The sequence below is a fragment of the Arthrobacter sp. MYb23 genome (genome assembly GCF_002979775.1).
Lineage (GTDB): Bacteria > Actinomycetota > Actinomycetes > Actinomycetales > Micrococcaceae > Arthrobacter.
The window spans coordinates 232,297-252,337 of sequence record NZ_PCPR01000003.1; the positions used below are offsets into that span (position 1 = coordinate 232,297).

The 20,041-nt window shown below is 59.8% G+C and carries 11 protein-coding genes; 7 read left to right on the plus strand and 4 right to left on the minus strand.

Going from position 1 to position 20,041, the window contains the following annotated elements:
* The first annotated feature begins 109 nt into the window (after positions 1-109).
* Together hisD and CQ020_RS05850 are read left to right on the plus strand one after the other, a co-directional pair.
* Positions 110-1,429 carry a histidinol dehydrogenase gene (gene hisD / locus CQ020_RS05840; RefSeq protein ID WP_105690960.1) on the plus strand — a complete coding sequence of 440 codons (1,320 nt, stop codon included), beginning with the start codon at positions 110-112 and terminating at the stop codon, positions 1,427-1,429.
* A gap of 330 nt (positions 1,430-1,759) precedes the next feature.
* On the plus strand, positions 1,760-3,043 hold the full coding sequence (locus CQ020_RS05850; RefSeq protein WP_105690962.1) for an ATP-binding protein: 1,284 nt from the start codon (positions 1,760-1,762) through the stop codon (positions 3,041-3,043).
* Between the two features lie 968 nt (positions 3,044-4,011).
* On the opposite strand, the gene CQ020_RS05865 is transcribed toward CQ020_RS05850, so the two are convergent.
* Positions 4,012-4,713: a TetR/AcrR family transcriptional regulator gene (locus tag CQ020_RS05865; RefSeq protein WP_105690965.1), complete on the minus strand. Its 702-nt coding sequence runs from the start codon at positions 4,711-4,713 to the stop codon at positions 4,012-4,014.
* A 193-nt stretch (positions 4,714-4,906) separates the two neighbouring features.
* Between CQ020_RS05865 and CQ020_RS05870 the strand changes: the two genes are divergently transcribed.
* From CQ020_RS05870 to CQ020_RS05890, 5 genes are read left to right on the plus strand one after another with little or no spacing between them, the layout of a single operon-like run.
* Positions 4,907-6,007, plus strand: coding sequence for a sugar ABC transporter substrate-binding protein (locus CQ020_RS05870; RefSeq protein ID WP_105690966.1), 1,101 nt, complete (start codon positions 4,907-4,909; stop codon positions 6,005-6,007).
* Positions 6,004-7,509 carry a sugar ABC transporter ATP-binding protein gene (locus CQ020_RS05875; protein ID WP_181151772.1) on the plus strand — a complete coding sequence of 502 codons (1,506 nt, stop codon included), beginning with the start codon at positions 6,004-6,006 and terminating at the stop codon, positions 7,507-7,509. Before CQ020_RS05870 ends, CQ020_RS05875 begins: the two co-directional genes overlap by 4 nt.
* On the plus strand, positions 7,499-8,530 hold the full coding sequence (locus CQ020_RS05880; protein WP_105690968.1) for an ABC transporter permease: 1,032 nt from the start codon (positions 7,499-7,501) through the stop codon (positions 8,528-8,530). The genes CQ020_RS05875 and CQ020_RS05880 overlap by 11 nt, the downstream gene beginning before the upstream one ends.
* A gap of 30 nt (positions 8,531-8,560) precedes the next feature.
* A complete protein-coding gene (locus tag CQ020_RS05885; protein WP_105690969.1) occupies positions 8,561-10,648 on the plus strand; it encodes a hydantoinase/oxoprolinase family protein in 2,088 nt (695 codons plus the stop codon).
* 12 nt (positions 10,649-10,660) lie between these two features.
* Positions 10,661-12,427 (plus strand): hydantoinase B/oxoprolinase family protein, encoded by a 1,767-nt coding sequence (locus tag CQ020_RS05890; protein ID WP_105690970.1) that lies wholly within the window; start codon positions 10,661-10,663, stop codon positions 12,425-12,427.
* A gap of 1,340 nt (positions 12,428-13,767) precedes the next feature.
* Here the strand turns inward: CQ020_RS05890 and mobF are convergent.
* The 3 genes from mobF to CQ020_RS05915 all read right to left on the minus strand — a co-directional run bounded on the left by mobF (position 13,768) and on the right by CQ020_RS05915 (position 20,018).
* Entirely contained in the window at positions 13,768-17,334 is a 3,567-nt protein-coding gene (gene mobF, locus CQ020_RS05900; protein ID WP_105690972.1) for a MobF family relaxase, read from the minus strand.
* On the minus strand, positions 17,331-17,669 hold the full coding sequence (locus CQ020_RS05905; protein ID WP_258141723.1) for a hypothetical protein: 339 nt from the start codon (positions 17,667-17,669) through the stop codon (positions 17,331-17,333). The genes mobF and CQ020_RS05905 overlap by 4 nt, the downstream gene beginning before the upstream one ends.
* A 672-nt stretch (positions 17,670-18,341) precedes the next feature.
* On the minus strand, positions 18,342-20,018 hold the full coding sequence (locus CQ020_RS05915) for a thiamine pyrophosphate-binding protein (RefSeq protein WP_105690974.1): 1,677 nt from the start codon (positions 20,016-20,018) through the stop codon (positions 18,342-18,344).
* Between the last annotated feature and the right edge of the window lie 23 nt (positions 20,019-20,041).

Sequence of the window (20,041 nt, forward strand, 5' to 3'; positions counted from 1 at the left end):
ATCAAGGATGAAGGCCCTAAAGCTGATTCAGACACATAGGGCCCTCCTATGCCTCTGATCGTAGAATATAAGGTTGCGCGATATGCGGCGGCTCCCTAACGTTTGTTCAATGCAGATCAACGAGGCCGACAAGGCCTACATCCACGGAACTTTCACAGCCCTCAAGGAACCGGCCGTTGGAGGGGTGCCGGCACAGCGTCTTCCCGCTGTCATTGAAACGGTTTCGACCATGCTCAGCGACATCGAGAAGAACGGCGTTGACGCCGTCATTAAGTACTCCCAGAAGCTGGACGGCTGGGAAGGATCGGACATCGAGATCAGCGGTGCTGATCTAGCCAAGACCGGAGACAAGCTATCCCCGGGGCTCCGTGAGGCACTCGCTGCGGGCGCTGAGCGTACCCGCCTTTTCGCCATCGAACAGCGTGAGCACCTCACCGATTTTGACACGGAGATCCTTCCCGGCGTTTTCGCCGGCCAGCGGTACATTCCGGTGCCCCGCGTTGGGGCCTACCTGCCCGCCGGCCAGTTCCCCATCCTGGCCAGCGCCTTTATGACCGTTGGAGTAGCGAAAGCAGCAGGCGTTCCCACGGTTATCGCCTGCACCCCGCCGACCAGCGCCACGGCCGGTCACCCCGCCGTTCTCCACGCCGCATACCTCTCTGGCGTCGACCGTGCCTTCGCAGTCGGGGGCGTTCAGGCCTTGGCCGCGATGGCCTTCGGTCTTCTGGGCGAGCAGCCCGTTGACATCCTCGTCGGAGCGGGGAACGCGTACGTCACCGAAGCCAAGCGCCAGCTCTTTGGCCGCGTCGGGATCGATCTCCTCGCTGGCCCCTCGGAAGTTGCCGTCATCGCTGACGAAACCGCGGATCCGGAGATTGTCGCCGCCGACCTTCTCGGCCAGGCCGAACACGGTCCCCTGTCCCCGGCCTCCCTGGTAACCACGTCACGCTCCTTCGGTGAGGACGTCATCCGTCACATCGACAAGCAGTTGGAGACGCTGGCGACCAAGCACATCGCAGGTCCAGCGTGGAGGGACTACGGCACCGTCTATGTTGCCGAGAACCGCGAAACCGCCATCGAAATCATGGACACCTTGGCGCCTGAACATCTGGAAATCCAGACCAAGGAAGACAGCTACTACCACGAAAACCTGAAGAACTACGGTTCCATCTTCATCGGCCCCTGGTCCACCGTGGCCTACTCGGACAAGGGTATCGCGGGAACCAACCACGTCCTGCCCACCGGGGGAGGCGCACGTTCATCGGCCGGATTGTCTGTTTCGCGCTTCCTTAAGCCGCTCACCTACCAGCGTATTGAGAAGGAAGCTACGCCGCGGCTTGCGAACTACGTTGCTACGATCTCCGAGTTCGAAGGCATGGAGGCGCATCGGGCAACAGCTACGTTGCGCTTGGACCGCTTTAACCGCTAACGCCCGCTAGAAAAAAGGCACCGAGGTGGTGCTCTTTACGAGCACACCCCGGCACTTGATCCTGAACTGTTGGTGAAGTCCCTGTGTGTCGAAGGATTGGACAGCGGGAAAACAACGCTGCTGATCGGCACTCATGACACTTAGCTCACGCGTGAAACCGCTAACGATATCGGCGGGATGGACCAAGGGCATCATCGTCGATCAGGTTCGGCCCGCGACAATCCTTAACCACCCGCTACACGCCGCATGGGCCCCGTCGAGGCTGCTCCGGATCAATCCGCTCGCCTGAACCTACAGAGGCGGCCAGGACCTCTAACAGGAGAGAACACCATGCAGCCATGGAGCGTTCGCGACTTCCACGCTGACGATCTCGACCAGGTCATCAGCGTCTGGCAGGCGTCACGCACGGACAGCGTTCATCCCGTTTACACCCTCTCCGAGATCATCCGTACATGTTCCGATGATCTGGCCGTCGTCGCGGTTGTTCGCGACGAAGTTATCGGCGCTGTCACCTGCATGATACAAGAGGATCGGGCCTGGATACTGATGTTGGCCCAAGCGTCGGCCTGGCGCGGGCAGGGCCTGGGAAGTGCCCTGCTCGCAGGCCTCGAACGCCGCCTTGCAGACCAAGGAATCCGGAGGATTTCGGCATTGCTGCCCGCTTCCGAAACCCGGGTCAAGGCGTTCCGCAACAGCGAATACCGCTTTGAAGAAGACCTGCACTACTTTGAACGGATTCTTCCCGTCCAACCTCAGGAAATGCCGCCACTGACGCATTTGGGTGGCCGGATCCTTCCCCGCGGGTTGTGGGACGGACTGGCCGGGATGCAACACGAGAAAGAACTGATAGAGCAAAGGCTCATCCTTCCTCTGGCGCGCCCGGACCTTGCAAACTCGCTCGGTGTCGTTCCTCCGCAGGCGGTCGTCCTCTTCGGTCCCCCCGGAACAGGCAAAACGACTTTTGCCAAGGCTGTGGCGTCCCGCCTCGACTGGCCCTTTGTCGAAGTCTTTCCTTCGCGGCTGGCAGCAGACCCCCAGGGTCTGGCCGCCGCGCTGCGTCAAACATTCTTGGATATTTCCGGCCTCGACCATGTCGTTGTCTTCATCGATGAAGTAGAAGAAATTGCCTCCGCAAGAAACGGAGAAAGAGCATCGGTGCTGCAGGGAGTGACAAACGAACTGCTCAAAATCATTCCGGCTTTCCGCGAGCAGCCGGGGGGCATCCTCATTTGTGCCACGAATTTCATCAGATCCCTGGACCTGGCATTCCTCCGTCATGGGCGGTTCGACTACGTCATTCCCATCGGCGCCCCCGACGCGGCGGCACGGGCAGCCATCTGGCGCCGCTACATACCTGGCACCGCCACGGAAGTGGACATAGACCTGCTGGCCGCGGCCTCCGAGCGTTTCTCCCCCGCAGATATCGAGTTTGCCGCACGGAAGACCTCGCAAAACGCTTTCGAGCAAGCCGTCCTGCCCTGCCGTCAGGAGCAACCTGAAGCGGAGCTTTCCACCGATGCGTACCTCACCGCAATCACCGAAACCAGGGCGACAGTAACAGAAGCCACCGTTAAGGAATTCCTTGAGGACATCGAAAGAATTGCCAGAATTTAGCATGCCTAGCCGACGGGCCGCGAAGGTGAACAGGACGATAAACATGAAGAAACGTATCGGGAACAAGCACGCCCACAACCGCGATCTTGCTCTGGGTGAAGGGCCCAAAACAGGGGACCACTGTCCACACAACGGCTGGTGGTCCCCGGGCTACGGTGCCGAAGTGTGCTTCATCACCGAGGGCAGTCTGATGCCAACCCACGAAGGGGTCGCAGTAACCTGGGCCCTGGTTAGCAAAGATCCAGCACGCCCGCCCAGGCATGACCACCCCGCGTTAGAGGTCTCCCTTGACAGCCTCTAACACGACTCGCAAACCCAAAGGATTACAAACAGGGGAGCGTTCCGGCCGGAACAGCAGCAAACTGGAGGATAGCCGGACCCCGGCCTCCCCTTTCGTTATTTCCCCGTCACTTGGGAAACCGGACGCCTGTGAGGACGGCTGCCACTACTGCGACGGTCCGGAAACGGACTAGGATCCCGGTTCCGCAACGGCCACTGCACGGCCGGGCGGACAATCCAAATGAAAGGAAACCGTGGCAACCTAGCGATGCGATGACTGGAGTCAACTTCTTGGCTCCAGAGTCGAGATCCGGCAGCATCGGAAGATGATCCGAACGGGCGTCATCGCTGACGTTATGCCGGATTCTTCCATGCTTTGGCTCGCGGCCGACCAGAATGAACGACGGACAATCTACGAAGCGGCCGAAGGCTACGAGATCTGGATTGATCCCGTTGATATGCCGGATAGGGTTTATCTGAAAATGATATGCAACATGCCCCATATGCCGCTCTAGGCTTAGGAACTACGGGTAGGCCGGAAAGACGTGTCAAACGAGCCCCGTGATGAGTGAGTAGGGCAACCGAACTGCGCCGATTACCGCGACCTGTCGGCACCGCTGGACCAGTTTGATCAAGCTGAATCTCCCCCGTTGGGCGTACCTGTCATCAAGTCCCCAGTTTGCAGAAGGTTACCTCCGGGCGCCGTTCAATTTCGCCCCGTCATTGCCCGAGGGCGAATGGGGTTGGCTTTTGGCAATTGCCATGCAGACGTTGAATGCGAACTGGTCAAGCTCTTCACGCTTCGTTCCGGAAGGAACGTGCCCGGCCAATGTGATGGCCTCGTTGAGGAAGTTAATGACGCCCCATGCCCTGGCGGTGTCGAAGCCATCTCCTTCGATTTCCGTCACAATCGCCCGAACGTAGTTCAGGTACAGCTCCCTGCGGCGCCGAACCTGCTCCCGAGTGGCCTCCGAAAGGAAGTTGCCTGCCCTGTCTGCGGCGATGAGGGTCTCGAAAAGATTCTGCCAGGACGAGGAGAGCTGAAAGTCGATGTGTCCGCGAACGACTCCGCGAAGCTGCTCTTCCGGGGTTCCGCCCTCGGGCAGTGCCCGAAGAATTGAAAGGAAAAACTCGTTGTAATTCCAGCGAAGTGTCTCCCCGATCAGTTCGTCCTTCCCACCCTCGAAATGTGAGTACAGGCTTCCCGCCTTGATGTCCACCTCCTTGGCAATGCCCCTCATGGTAACTCCAGAGATGCCCTTGCCCACGGCGACCGCCAAAACGGCCTGCATAATTTTCCGACGTCCTTCGGTCTCGGCCTCCAAGTTCTGGGCCTCAAGGTAATCACGGATAGCGTCAAGAGCCGCCGTCGATCGCGTTGTACTTTGCATAGGGACACCCTATACGCGGAACGGCAGACTTACTAACAGTTGTTATCTGCAGGTTTCCCAAGGTTTCCGGGAGGAAAAACATTCGGGAAACTCTTGATTCCGCGCCCTCGGCACGCCACACTGAATCTCAGCCTAACTAACAACTGTTAGCCAAGCCACGACCGTCTGTTTGTGGACCCCATGGAGGATCTAAATGCGTAAATTCATCGCCGGCACCGCGGCCGGCCTTATTGCTCTTTCGCTGGCCGCCTGTTCGGGGGGAACAGCTGCCTCGTCCGGGAATGGTGAGGCCGTGGACGTTGCCAAGTACCAGACCGCCGCCGAGCAGGCAATGAATCCAGAGTCTGTCTGGAAGGGGCCCGCCACAGGGCCTGCCGCTAAGGCAGGTGCGAAGGTCATGTTCATTTCCTGCGGCTTTGCAGCAGAAGGGTGTAAAGGACCCGCTGACGCAGCAAGAGAGGCTGGTACAGCCATTGGCTGGGATGTGACGGTGGTTGACGGCAAGTTCGATCCCCAGATCTATTCCCGGTCCATCAGCCAGGCAATCGACCAGAAGTACGATGCCATTATCCTCAATGCCATCTCGGCAGACGCTGTCGCTGAACCGCTGAAGGCTGCGCGGGCGGCAGGCATTGTGGTCGGAAGCTGGGACGGGGCCAACAAGCCCAGCGATACCGGAGTGAGCTTCGAAGTTGACGAACCGCTGGAACAGCAGGGCATCAACATGGCCAACTACATGATCTGGAAAACGGGTGGCAAGGCCAACGTCAGCCTTCTGAACGCACCGGAATTCAATGTCGTCAACACCTGGGTAACAGCCGCGAAGAAAACGTTCGAGGAATGCGGAACCTGCACGATTGCCAAGGATGACCAGTTCGTCTCAAGCGACGCCGCTACACGCATCCCGACGCTCATCAGCTCCAACCTTCGGCAGAACCCGAACATCAACGTCGTTATCGGAGGCTACGATGCCGCGCTGATCTCCGCAGTCCCTACCCTGACTCCTACACCCGAGAAGCCCGTCATGATCGGGGGGTTCAATGGCATCAGCGCCATGCTCCAGTTCATCCGTGACGGAAAAGCTTCCGCTACGTCGGCCGTAGCGATCAAATGGGGCACCTGGGCAGCTTTTGACAACGTCAATCGCCTCCTCCAGGACCAGCCGATCGTAGAACAGAAAATCCCCACCCGCCTGATCACGACCGAAAATGTCAAGGACATCACCCCTGGTTCCCAATGGGACGGAGACGCCGACTACAAGAGCACCTTCAAGACCATCTGGGCCGGCAAGTGACCGACATTGCCCATCCACGGCCGGCGCTGAAACTAACCAACGTCACCAAAAGGTTCGGCGCCAATACCGCCCTGAACGGTGCCAGTCTCACGCTGTATGCCGGTCAGATCCACGCCTTGGTAGGCATGAACGGTTCCGGCAAATCCACGATGGTAAAGCTGCTGTCCGGATTCCACACAGCCGATGAAGGAACCATCGAGCTGCTCGGCGCCAACCCCGGGGTCGGCTTTGTTCACCAGGACCTGGCCCTGATTGACAACATGACCGTCCTGGAGAACATGACCCTAGGCCGGAAACCCAACATGAAGCGCGGTGTTATTGACTGGAGACAAGAATCCACCCGGGCAGAAGGGCTGCTCAGGAGGTTCGGCATCCAGCACCTCCTCTACAGCCCGGTCGGCGAGATCACCAAAGCCGAGGCCACGATCGTGGCCATTGCACGAGCGTTGGGAGAGCACGACGGGAACACCACCGTCCTTGTCCTTGATGAGCCAACGTCGACACTGCCCGCAGCCCAGACCGAACAACTCCTGAAAGTCATGCAGGCCTGCGCGGAGGACGGAATCGCTGTCTTGTTCATCTCGCACAGGCTTCAGGAAGTCCTGTCCATTGCCCCGGACGTCACCGTCCTCTACAACGGCAAGGTCGTCTACAGCGGATCAACGACGGGTATGGACGTCGCCTCACTTGCAGCCCGAATCGGCAGCGTCTCGGCCTCTTCAGAAATTGGGCCGGCCGGGACGCAATCAGCTCCAGCACACGGGATACTGGCTGATGCGGACGCAAAAGTCATCCTGAGCGCTGAGTCAGTGAGCGGGCTGATCCTCACTGACTGCTGGTTCAACGTCCGACGGGGTGAAGTCCTCGGCATCATTGGCATGCTCGGCAGCGGAGTCGAAGAAATTGGACGCTATATCAGCGGCCGTTCGGCACCCTTATCGGGCACAGTCCGCCTGGCATCGTCCCCCACGGGGCGTATTGACCTCCAAAAGGTCGGTTATGTCCCCTCCGACCGTGCGCGCAATGCTGTCCTGAGTGGTCTTTCCGCACGCGAAAACGCGTCGATCACCGGCCTGAAGCGGTTCCTCCGGACCGGCGCCATCAACGTCCGCGCAGAACGGGAAGCGATGAAGGCCTCGTTTGAAGCCATGACTGTCTACCCTCCGGACACCGAGGCACCGATGCTGAGCTTCAGCGGTGGGAACCAGCAGAAAATCCTCTTTGCCCGTTGGCTACATACAGAACCGGAGGTTCTTGTGGCCGAGGAACCAACCCAAGGAGTTGACGTCCACGCGAAGGCCCAGATCCTGGAGAACCTTCACGAGTACGCCCGCAGCGGACGAAGCGTTGTCCTCATTACCGGGGAGCCTGAAGAGATCTACGCCTACTGTGACCGGATCATCGTTGTCGACGGTGGACGGATCATCAGCGAACTTGGGGCGCCTATCACCGGTGCCGAAATCCTAAAAGCAATGCACGAAAGGGAAGTTCATGTTGACTGACGAAGCACGCGGCAGCAATCTCGCCGCCCAAAGGGCCCAAGAAGGAGGTGTTGTCCAGCGTCCGAAAAGGACCTACGGCGGCTACGCCATGCTTGCACTGCTCCTGGGCCTGTTCGCCCTCTTCTCAGCCATCCTCCCCGGCACCTTCGCCACCTCAGCCAACACGTCAACCATTCTGGCCGAAAACGCCATCCTGGGGTTGCTGGCACTGTCAGTGATGCTGCCACTGATCGTCAACGAATACGATTTGTCCCTGGCATCCGTCATGGGTTTTTGCGCCATGCTCGCAGCGGGGCTGCCAGCGCGCCAAGGCATGCCCTGGACCGTCACAGCCCTGGTCGTACTGGCCGTCGGACTCACTGTGGGCATCACCCACGCTGTCCTGGTCATCCGGTTCAAGCTGCCCTCGTTCGTTGTTTCCCTCGGCACCAACTCAGTTCTCACCGGCCTGATCCTGCTGTACTCCAACGGTTCAGTGATTTATGACGCCATCGCCCCGGAGTTCACCTTCATCGGCACCACCCGGATCTTCGGAATCGGGCTGCCCGTCTACATCCTCGCCTTCGTCACCGCTGTTCTCTGGTTTGTCTTGGAAAAACGGCCCCTGGGACGAAAGTTCTACGCAATTGGGGCCAACGAAACCGCTGCCAAACTGGCAGGTATTCCCACAGGCAGGCTCCGTGCAGCACTTATCATCGCCGCCCCGGTCCTGGCGTCCCTGGCCGGAATCATCATCGTTGGACGGGTGGGGTCCGCAAGCCCCACCTCGTTCTCCGCATATTTCCTTCCCGCGTTTGCCGCAGCGTTCCTGAGCCTTGCCGGGTACAAGCTCGGCCACTACAACGCCCTGGGCGTCATCACTGCCGTGTATCTGATCGCTGTCGGAGTGTCCGGACTGAGCCTTCTCGGAGCACCTTCCTGGGTCGAACCCATCTTTAACGGCATCGCCCTTGTTGTCGCCATTGGACTGGCCCATCTCCTCACCAGACCCCGCAAAACCAAACACAAAGTGACGTCTTAAACCATTAGCCCCTAGCTAGGAGATTTACCTGTGAGTTACAGAATCGCCGTCGACACTGGCGGCACCTTCACCGACGTTGTTGTCGCAGACGAAGAAGGACGGTTGGTCTTCAACAAGGCACTCACCACGTTGGATCGAATGTTCGACGGTGCACGCGAAGCCCTGCGCTTTATCGCAGCCGATATGGGGATTACGTTTGAACACCTCATGTCCAACTCGAGCCTGTTCATCTATGGAACGACCCGCGCCACCAACGCCATAGTTGAGAAAAAGACCGCACCGACAGCGTTCTTCACCACCGAGGGCCACCCTGACATCCTGCGGCTCAAGGAAGGGGGCAAGCACGAGCCCTTTAATTTCCGCATGGCCTACCCGGAACCCTATATTCCAGCACGCCTGACATTTGAAATCCCGGGGCGCATCGGCTCCGAGGGCCAAGAAATACGTCCCCTGGACGAGTCGGCTGTACGCTCCGCCGTCCGAGCTGCCCGCGACGGCCAGGCAGAAGCAATCGCAGTGTGCCTACTGTGGTCCATCGCCAACAGCGACCACGAGCTGCGCATCCGGGAGATCATTCTTGACGAATGGCCCGGCGTTCCCGTAACGCTCTCCCACGAGCTGAACCCAACCATCCGGGAATACCGACGAGCCTCATCCGCCGCAATTGACGCCTCATTGAAGCCCCTGATGCAGTCACACCTTGGCGCCATCCGGACCGACCTCGCAGACGCCGGCTTCGGCGGGGAACTGGTCATCGTAACTTCCTTCGGAGGAGCCCTTCACGTTGAAGAAGTCTTCAAACGGCCCATCTACACCGTAGGATCCGGGCCCTCCATGGCACCTGTCGCAGCCGACGCCTACGGGTCCCAGGAAGTCGACCACGGTAATTTCATCGTCGGCGACTCCGGCGGAACCACCTTCGACGTCAGCCTCGTCGAAGGCAGACAAATCAAGAAAACCCGTGAAACCTGGCTTGGGCCGCAATGGACCGGCGACATCACAGGACTGTCATCGGTTGAGGTCACCAGCATCGGCGCAGGCGGAGGGTCAATCGCCTGGATCGACAAAGGCGGACTGCTGCGCGTAGGCCCGCACAGCTCCGGGTCCACCCCCGGCCCGGCATGCTACGGCCGGGGCGGTGACAAACCGACCGTGACAGATGCCGCCGCCGTACTCGGATACTTCAACCCCGACTACTTCCTCGGCGGGCGAATGACCCTCGATCTTGAATCAGCCCAGGAAGCCATCCGTTCCCAGGTCGCCGAACCCCTCGGCATCGAACTCCGCCCTGCCGCATGGGCAATCCTCGCGGTAGCAAACGAAGCGATGGTCAGCGCGGTCCGCGAGATCACCATCAACCAGGGCGTTGACCCCCGGGAATCCATATTCGTAGCTGGCGGCGGCGCCGGCGGACTCAACGCCGTCATGCTCGCCAAGGAACTAGGCTGCAAGCAGGTACTGGTGCCCAAAACGGCTGGCGCACTCAGCGCAGCCGGCGCCCAATTCGCCGACATCGTCGCCGAAGTACAGGCGACAAAGTACATGACAACAGCGCTTTTTGATGCAGACGCCTCTGCCAAGACTCTGGCGAAACTGGACGCTGACCTGGACAAGTTCGCCGCCAACCTTCCTCCCGCACTGTCCGCTCAGCAGAGCCGGGATTACTCAGTCGAGGCACGGTACCCGAACCAGGTCTGGGACCTACCCATCCCGATCGCAGAGGGTCACCTCAAAACACCCGATGCGGTAGCAATCCTTCAGGAGACTTTCCACGCCGCCCACGAACGCAGCTTCGCTGTGAAGGAAGAGGGACAAGACGTGGAGTGGGATCTTTGGGCCGCCCGCATGACTGTGCCACTCTCCCCGCCGGACCTGGCCGCGCAGCGAGAGGACCAAAGCGGGGCAACCCTGCGTGCCGTCAACACAAGGAGCGCCTACTTTGGCGCGACCCAAGATGTAAATGTTCCTTGTTATGACGGGGACTCCCTTGGCATCGGCGCCATCATCGAAGGACCGGCAATCATCGAGGAACGGACCACCACCATCGTCCTTCCACCCGGCTCCCGTGCATGTGTGACTCCGCTCCGCAGCCTGTTGATAGACCTTGACGAGAACTGAATCGAGAAAGCCATGACCATCACCGAAACCCCCGCCGACGAAGTCCGAAACGATTTCGACCCGGTGCTTCTCGCTGTTCTCGCCAACAGGCTCGACGGGATCGTCCGGGAAATGACCAACACGCTGCTGAGGACAGGCCGCTCGGCAATCCTCAACACCGCCCGGGACTTCTCATGCTCCATCGTCACAGCCGACAACGAGCTCCTCTCAGCCGCCGAAGGGCTTCCGATTCACGTCATCGGAAGCCAGCTCCTGACGAGATCCATGGAACGGCACCATCCCGTCATAAACGAGGGCGACGCCTTCCTGCACAATGACCCCTATGACGGCAACACCCATCATGCCGATCACTCAATCCTGGTACCGGTGTTCTTCGACGGAGAGCACCTCTTCACAGCCGTCGCCAAAGCCCACCAGGCTGACTGCGGCAACAGCCGCCCCACAACCTACGCAGGGTACGCCAAGGACATCTACGACGAGGGTGCCATCAACTACCCCTGCGTAAAAATTCAAAGCAACTACGACGATGTTCAAGACATCATCCGCATGAGCAAGAGGAGGATCCGTGTGCCCGAACAATGGTACGGCGACTACCTTGCCTCACTCGGAGCCGCACGTATTGGCGAACGGCGACTGAAGGAAGTCGTCGCCAAGTACGGCGTCGACACCATCAAGACGTTCATCACGGAATGGTTCAACTATTCCGAGCGGCTGATGATTGAACAGATCCGCCAATGGCCGGCAGCGACCCTGACTGCTACCACCAACCACGACCCCATCCCCCAGCTGGATCAGGAGATCCCGCTGAACGTAACAGTGACCATCGATCCCAAAGAAGCCCGGGTACTGGTGGATCTGCGCGACAACATCGACTGCGTGCCGGCCGGTTACAACATGTCTGAAGCAACCGCTCTAGCTAGCGGAATGACCGGCATCTTTAACCAGCTGACCGAATCCATTCCATACAACGAAGGCAGCTTCCGGCGGGTCACGGTGGCCCTACGTCAGAACAGCATCGCTGGCATACCCGCCCACCCCTCATCAGCATCAGTCGCCACGACCAACGTCGCAGACCGGGTCATTAACATGACCCAGGCTGCCTTTGCAGGGCTCGGCGAAGGCTACGGCATCGCTGAAGGGGCCATCGGCCAAGGACCTGGTATGGGAGTCATCTCCGGCCACGACAACCGCCGTGGGAACTCGGAGTACATCAACCAGCTATACCTTGCTTCCTCCGGCGGTCCTGCGAGCCCCACAACAGACGGGTGGGGCTTCTTCGGTATCCCCGTCACCGCTGGCATCATGTACCGGGACTCCGTAGAGATTGACGAACGGAAGTACCCCGTCCTGATCGATGAGTGCAGGATGCTGCCTGACTCCGAAGGCGCGGGCAAATTCCGTGGAGCACCGGCCGGACGGGTGACGTACGGTCCAACAGACACCCCAATGAACGTCATCTATGTCGCAGACGGATCGGTCTACCCGCCGCAAGGTGTGCGTGGCGGCCTCCCAGGGCATGCCCAGACCGTGGAAAAGCTCGGCATCGACGGATCCGTTGAATCACTCCAGTCTGCTGGAAACGTCATCCTGCAGCCAGGAGAGAGAATCGTGAATATCACCAACGGAGGCGGAGGCTACGGTGACCCCAAGTCGCGCGACCCCGAAAAAGTCCGCCTAGACGTCGAAGATGGGCTCGTTTCCTTGGAACGGGCAAAATTCGTTTACGGATTGGACATCGAGATTAACTCCTCCGGCCGCGCGGCGTTGAAGTCCGACTAACACAAACCGAAAAGCTCGGAGACAAAAAGGAAGGCTCGCCAGTCAAGTGACTGGCGGGCCTTCGTTGTCTTCCGCCAAACCAGAGCGCAGTGCTTCTAAAGAGCGACACAAACGCAAGACCTCTGCCGAAAGTTTCTGGCCATCTGCACCCGAAGGGATCACCAGAGTGAATTCATGACCTATCGGAAGCCTGGCAGGCGAATGTTCCAGGAACCCGGCAGCTCTCCAGATCCCTGAAAAACCAAGGGTGGCCTTGGCTATTGGATTTTCGCGAAGGGTCCACAACGGTGAGCGAAACCTGTCGTGCGGCATTTCCCGCCAAGGAAATATCCGGTCGAGTCCCTTACCCTGACAGAACCAAAGAGTCCTGTCATCGCGGAAAATAACTAGCCGACAGCCATCAATTTTGGTTCAAAGAGCATCGTCCCGGCAATGCAGCTCCGCAGAAATGTCTTTGACGGCCCTCGTCAAGGCAGCCTCTACCGGCTTCCTGAGAATACCGCGGCACCTCAGCAAACCTGGGCTGCCCCAAGAGTCGGCCCGGCACATCATTGACTGAGCGACCTTGACAAAGTCCAGTGAAGGAAAGAAGTGAACTCGAGCCAGACATGGCTCAATAGTTGCACGCGCAAGCAGCATCCCTAATTTCACCATCGACAGATGAATCCGAGTGACGAATCGTGGCAAAACAAAGTCCTTACGTTCCTGCGGACTACACAGCGCCCCGCTTCATAGTGAGCCCAGATAAGCACGCTCGCCGGGGCCAGAAAGCTTGAGATAGGCAATCCTCGGGGGCTGGGCGCAGGTTCTAGCGATCGACCAGCGGCGCCCACGCCAGGACATGTTCGCCGCTGATCCGGTACGTCCCGGGCCACGGAACTCCCGGTCGAACCTGCGTTGGATCCGGCCGGATCAGCAGAACAGCCCCAGGCCAGATGGGCTCCGGGAGTGCTTCTATCCATGCTGGATGGATGTAATTGAAGCGATTCCACCTGATGGTGACCCACGCGCCTGTCGGCTCAGGGGCGTCGACGGTTAGCACCGTGATTTCAGTTGTAGTCCCGCTGGCCTCTTTTAGACCCTCGAGACGCTTCCATTGAGCGTCGGTCTCCGATTGCCACCGCTGTAGACCGCGAAGGCGCCGACTCCAGACGACAATGAGTAGGACGCTTAGGGCGGCGATGGTCAGCAGTAGCCAAGTGGTACCGGTAACCGTAAAGGCCAGGGCGGCCAGAATTGGGGCAAGCACCAGCGTCATTGCGCTCGCAATGATAAGAGCGGGTGTTGATACTCTCGGCTTGAGGACTGGGTTCATCTGCATACTTGCTCCAGCTTCCAGTTTAAAGCTGCCACCCCGCGCTTGTCAGGCTTATTGGGGAGTCGAACCCATACAAGTTGCTGACATCTGTTAGCCCTGGCTCTGGTGTGGCAGCTTGGGTGATTTCTTGCCGTAGGTGGTCCCACTGCGCTCGCTGTTCCCATTCCCAGTCCGCCGGAGTCGGACCAAGGGCGAGTGCCGCGCTATTGAGGCCCCACCGATCTCGATACACGGCCACCTCGCGAATCAACGCAGCCCACTCGAAAGGATCTGTCCTTACCCCGATGTCCTGGCTCAATTCTGTGGTCCATTCAGGCTCCTCAAGTAGTGCCGCATTGGCGACGCGTTCGGCACGGTTCCCAATGCGCCGTCGTACTTGGTCCAGCGATTCTGCGAGGTCTTGTCGGTCCATCGTCAGCCTCTCAATCAACGGATCGAGGGGCGTTTGGGGCATCGCCGAGCAGAACCTGCATAGCCGGGCGTGGGCTACTGCGGTTAGGTCCCGTGCATTGGCTTCTGAGCCCAGAGCCTCATTCAAGGTCCGCAGGGCTCCGGGGCGATTGACGTTGCTGGCTCGTCGCCAGGCAGCGACGGCGGCGCCCCAAGCTGGAGATTCGCGCATCTCCTCAGAACAGCCGGGCATTACACGGTCGATAGCCTTTATGAGATCCAACCCCGCAGCGATTTGAGCCAAGTAGTCGTACTCGCGACTCAGACGCTCGAGGCTGTCGGCGTGCTGCCGTTCGAAGTCCCGTACCTCGTGAGCCGTTCGCTCCGCACCTTCGGCAGCAAGGACCTCGCCAAGGATCACCCGCCAGCTCGAGCGGGCAGTCGGGTCCAGGATTTCGTCCTCGTCCGGGTCGTTCTCGCTGACGTAGGCCGTGTTGGAGTGCCGGCCCCGCGTCATGCTGACGTACAGCAGTTCCCGCGTAAGGCGGCCGGGGGTCACGACGGTGTGGCCAGTGTCGACGGTGAGGCCTTGACTGCGATGGGCCGTTGTGGCGTAGCCCAGCTCCAGGGATGACTCCACATAACTGCTCGGCAAGAGTAGGGCAGCTCCGGTGTCTTTGCGTATTGCGTTTAGAACGCCGTGGCGTCTATCGAATCCCGTGACTTCGAGGAGCGTCCCATTGCGAAGGAACTCACCTCGATCGTCGCGAATGGATCGGTCATTCCGACGGGCGATAACGATGTCGCCACGACCGGCTCGAAGCCCGTCCCGAAGGAGCAAGGCACGTTCCGCGTCCACATCGCCCAGACTTACCCTGTCGGCTTGAGCACGTTCATTGAGCATTTGCACGGTCTCGTTATCAGGAGCTATCAAGACCGAAAGTCGACCAGCCAAGACATCCGAGTGCCACGCGGAGTAGGCACGGTCGACCATGTCCGAGTAGTGGCCATGCCTGATACGACCGTGGTCCTCATACTCTGCGAGCACAGACGGACGTCCCTCACGCAGCCCGAGGGAGGCTGACCGTTCCCACGGATCCATGAAGCGCCAGATCGTGCTCAACCGAGCTGCCTTCCCTTGCCGATCAAGCCAACCAAGCACACCGCCGGCATCGATCGAATCGAGCTGGGCTGGATCGCCAACGAGGAGGATCTTGGCACCCGTTTCGTTGGCTTGGCGGACCAGTGCTGCGAGCTGGAATGTTGAGACCATGGAGGCTTCATCCACTATTACCAGCTGGTTTTGCCGGAACAGCCATTGGTTCTCCTCGGCGGCCAGACGAGCGACCTCTTGTTGAAGGCGACAAACGATGGGGCGGCTGGGCGTGGCGGCCGTGCGGAGTCGATTGTCCGCACGGAAGAATCGCGCTGCCCGTTCGGCTGCACCAGACCCAACAGATTCATGCAGCCACTTAGCGATGTTCTCAGTGACCATTCGCAGCTCCGAGCCGAGAACCTCGGCGCTCGCAGCGGCCGGCGCCAGACCGACAACACTGCCCATCCCATACGCTGCCTCCCAAGCTGCTTTGACCGCGCCAAGGGTCGTCGTCTTCCCGGTCCCAGCCGGCCCGACGATGGCGTTGAGCCGGCTGGAGCTCAGCAGGACATCCGACGCTGCCGTCAGTTGGTCATCGTGCAGGGATGACCCTCCGCGGTTTCTGTATGAGGTGAGCGTCTGGAAGGCGAGCTCGACCGGCACGGCCGGGCCGCCGTCGTCGTTCTTCGCCGCCATGACTTGGTGCTCAAAGGTAAGTGTCGACTCATCCGTGTAGAGGCGCGATCCAGGGAAATCGAAGACACTGCGCCCGGCGAATCGCAGGTCATCAGCAGCATCCGCGGGGACGCTGTACCTGTACTCGTTGAGCGGCACGGATTGGCGCTCTGCAGAGGAAGCTACCGCTTCAATCAACGCGTTGCGGTCGGCAGGGGAAGCGCAACGGATCTCAGCGCACACACGCTCACCCTCGGCGATCAGGTTCCAGCGATTCCACGTTGAGCGCTTGGCCGCCACACGCTGCCGGGTGATAAGCCCGACGGCGGCAATCCAGCCCGGGGCGAAGTCGCCAATGCGGAACGGACGTGAGAGGGAGCGCCGAATGGTGGAAGCGACGACGGATTCGGGATCAAAACCCCTGGCCGTTGCTCTGTCTCGCCACTGTGCGGACAGTGTTCGTAACGGGGACGGCTCGACATTCTTGGGAGTTCGAGTCGAGAGAGTGGCTTGCTGGCGCAATCTCACGATGGTCGTCGCTGTCGGGCGAGCTCCGTGGTCTGTGGTCCAGTGTTCGACCAGGCGATCGGTTTCGACGTCGATGAGCCTTGAACGATTGGAGAATTCACGGACAAGGGCTTCAGCGATGCCAGTCAGTTGTTGGCTCGGGTTATGAGTGTTTTGCGCTGGGGCTCGGATGTCAGTGTCCGTGCCGAGGCTCGTGTGCAATGCATCAAAGAGGAGGCCGTTGTAGTGTTCGCTGGCCGCGACAACGGCTTTGTATAGCGAACGAGAGTCCAAAGTGACCCATGCGCCGTCCGTGACGCGCTGGACGCGGTTCGCGATGACAAGGTGGGTGTGGAGCTGAGGGTCGCCAGCGCGGGATTCCCAGTGGTCGAATGCTGCGGCGATGGCGCCTCTAGTGCCGACGTGTGCAACTCCGTTCCGACCGGACCTGGTGTTGATGACCTGCTCTTCCATCCAGGCCAGTGTTGCTTCGATGGCCTCGTGGTGGGTGTCTAGTATTTGCTCTTGGACAGGGCGGGGGCTGAGGGCCCACAGCGTGGAGACGGACTTCGGGACGCTGAACGTGAGGTCGAACCCGGCGACGGCGTGCTTCGCCGCATTGTGGTTACTGGCCTCTTGGCCGATCGGTAGCTGCCCGTGGGCCCTCCCCAGCGGCTCGTTGCTGTCAGGGTGGGTCGCGTCTTGGAAGATGGAACGTGCATCGGATTCCGTGACCTTATCTCCGGCTTCTCTGGCGATCCCTTGGAGGCCGTTGCCCAACCAACGACCTTGGGGCGTTCCCGTCTTCATGTAATAGCTGATGGTGTCTGGGGGAGTAGGGGAGAAGTCGTCCAACATCGTTGACTTGAACAGGTACTTGAGGCCTGACCGTACTGAGAGCCTGGCGATGGACATCGTCATGGCCGTGCTCCCGTGCGGTTTCTCGCCGGGAGCCAGCCGCGCCGGCGGAGGATGTCGAGCGTCACTGGGTCGAGGGCGATGCCTTTAGCGCGCGAAATCTGGAGCAAAATGGCTGCTACACGGGCGAGGTCTTGGACGTTCGTTCGCTGAGCGCGCTTCAGCCGCAAAACTTCGTTGTGGAGGAGGCCGTTTCTGGTTTCCAGTTCGCCGTAGATGGCATGGAGCCGTTCGAGCTCGGAGGACTGCGACCGCAGCTCGGTCAGGAGTCGGTCCACAGGATGGGCGCCATCTTCAGGTTCGGTGTGTGCCTGCTGACCAGAGCTGTGCTTGTTCACACCAGTTCATGCGTTCCGCCCGCACCGCCCGCATGATTTCCCGGCTGATGGCCCTTGGATGCCAGAGGTGTGAAGGAAGTGGGGCGGAGCCGCCGGTGGGGGCAGCGGCTCCGAGAGAATCTGAGTGATGGCAATGGGTACGGGTGGCTGTCGGTAGCGCGGCCTGCGGACAGGAATGCAGGCAGGAAAACAGCAACAGATGCAATCCGTTTTGGCGGCACAGTTGGCTGAGGTCAGGTACGGGCCAAATGGGCCACAGGCTGCGGCCCATTTGGGTATCGGACATTACTTCCAAGCTCTCAATGGTCAACTGCTTTCTACGCCCGATCGTCCAGACGCGCTCTGGACGATCGGGCAACAAAGAGAGCCGTTCGTACAAGGAACCGTGGCTCCTTGTCCCGGGATCCAGTCTGGACGGTTAGCCCATCAGATGGTGGCGCAAGGATTCGAGGGTCAGCATCAGAGGACGTTCGCGGCGAATGATCTCCTGAGTAGGGTGCGCAACAAGTTGTTGCGCAATCGCATAAATACCCACGGCTTCGAAAGGGCGGAAGCGTGCCCAGCCGGTTGAAACCTCAAGCGAACTAGGCCAAACGCCGATAATGCACCATATGTCGTCCTGCGAGGTTTTTACGTACTGACAAAGGTGCAAAGACCTGGCTGGTTTCCTCGCTAGGACGTGGCCGAGAGAGCGGCACTCATGTACTCAATGATTACTTTTTGAGAAATTGCCGCGTCAAGCACGAATACACCGTCTTCATCCCGGGCTAGCCAGTCAACGAGAACCTTCAGGTCTGCAAGTGAGTGCGCTTTGGTTCCGTGTGCACCCATCGCCCGGCCGAGTGCTGAGAAATCTACTTCATCGATCAGCATCGCAGTGGCGTCGAGCCCTTTGGACGCGTACTGGTGTAATTCGGCACCGTATGCCGAGTCGTTCAAAACGATGATCACTCCTCGTTTTGTTACCCGGAGGAAAGTCTCCATGTCAGCCAGGCCCATGAGTCCGCCGCCATCCCCTGTGACAAAGACTGTCAGTCGGTCCGGTTTCGCGACCGAAACACCGGAGGCCGAGCCAAATCCCAGGCCAATCGACTGGAATGCGGTGCCCACCAGGATCATTGCGTGGGGGTCTTGGGCTGACAGGTACATCGGGGCCCACCCCATGAAGTGGCCACCGTCCATGACGATGGAGCGGTCGGCAGGAAGGATATTTTCAAGTGCGGCCACCACGGCCCGCGGATTCAGGCGTCCGTCAGGACCGAACTCCAGTGGATCCTCGACAGGTGCTGCATCCCGGAATCCATTGGTGGTAACTAACTGCGCTGAGGAGCGCCATGTCTCTTCTGCGCGGGGTTGGGGTATGCGTTGGGTTAGTTCCTCCAGCCCCTGGCGTAGCTCGGTTCGTAGGTATTCGGATACCTGTGGGTGTGTTGTCTCGGGTTCGTTGTCGAGCCTGATTACTTGTGTATTGGCACCGAACAGAGTCCCGTAGCGTGTTTGGAATGAGTTGAGCGAAGCACCGGCGACCAGCACGACATCGGCTTCCTGGGCCACTGCCAGGCGGTGGGTTCGTGTGAAGCCGCCAGCAATGCCCAGATTCCAAGGGGAGTCAATGACGTTAGTGGCCATCACAGAAGTCATGAACAGAGCCCCGAGCCGGTCTCCCAGATCGGTGAGCGCTTGCGCGGCGTCGTCCAGCAGGACCCCCCGGCCTGCCAGGATGAGAGGTCTTTTCGCTGTAGACAAAGTCGCCGCCGCGCGGTCGAGCTCATCGGGGGAGGGACTCCAGCGAGGCTTTATTGGCAATTCGATGGGTGCAGCGGCGTTGACGGCCAGCCCGCTATTTGCCAGGTCGTAGGGAATCGCGAGGACAACGGGCTGGAAGTTGCGCAGTGCCAGATCAAACGCATGGTGCGTCATTGCTGCTGCGTTGGTGTCGGAGACCGTCAGGGTTGTGACACCAGCGGCCGCAGAGGCAGCGGTTTGGTCAATATCAAAGACTCGTCGCCCGGTGGTGGGCGCGTCCCCGACAATCAGAACGAGTGGAATCCTTGCGAGCCGGGCTTCAGTGAGGGCTGTATATGCATTGGCGAATCCAGCCCCATAGGTCGTTGTTGCTGCAGCGGCAATACCGGTGGCCCTGTAGTAGGCGTCTGCCATGGCGACAGTGGCGGTCTCGTGGCGTGCGCTCGTGAAACCTATGCCTGCTTCGGTGAGGTGGCTGACCAGATGGGCGTTTCCGTTGCCCATTAGCCCGAAGACGTGACCGGCCCGTGAAGCGACGATTGCTGCCACTGTGGAAGAGACGGTTGTCTGCGGGATGAGTGTCGGGGATTCGAGGTATGTCATGGTGGTCCCTAAGTCTTTGAAAG

Coding starts and splice junctions, on each gene's coding strand:
- CQ020_RS05870 (WP_105690966.1), top strand. CDS start 4,907: ATGCGTAAATTCATCGCCGGCACCGCGGCCGGCCTTATTGCTCTTTCG.
- mobF (WP_105690972.1), bottom strand. CDS start 17,334: ATGACGATGTCCATCGCCAGGCTCTCAGTACGGTCAGGCCTCAAGTAC.
- CQ020_RS05880 (WP_105690968.1), top strand. CDS start 7,499: ATGTTGACTGACGAAGCACGCGGCAGCAATCTCGCCGCCCAAAGGGCC.
- hisD (WP_105690960.1), top strand. CDS start 110: ATGCAGATCAACGAGGCCGACAAGGCCTACATCCACGGAACTTTCACA.
- CQ020_RS05890 (WP_105690970.1), top strand. CDS start 10,661: ATGACCATCACCGAAACCCCCGCCGACGAAGTCCGAAACGATTTCGAC.
- CQ020_RS05850 (WP_105690962.1), top strand. CDS start 1,760: ATGCAGCCATGGAGCGTTCGCGACTTCCACGCTGACGATCTCGACCAG.
- CQ020_RS05865 (WP_105690965.1), bottom strand. CDS start 4,713: ATGCAAAGTACAACGCGATCGACGGCGGCTCTTGACGCTATCCGTGAT.
- CQ020_RS05915 (WP_105690974.1), bottom strand. CDS start 20,018: ATGACATACCTCGAATCCCCGACACTCATCCCGCAGACAACCGTCTCT.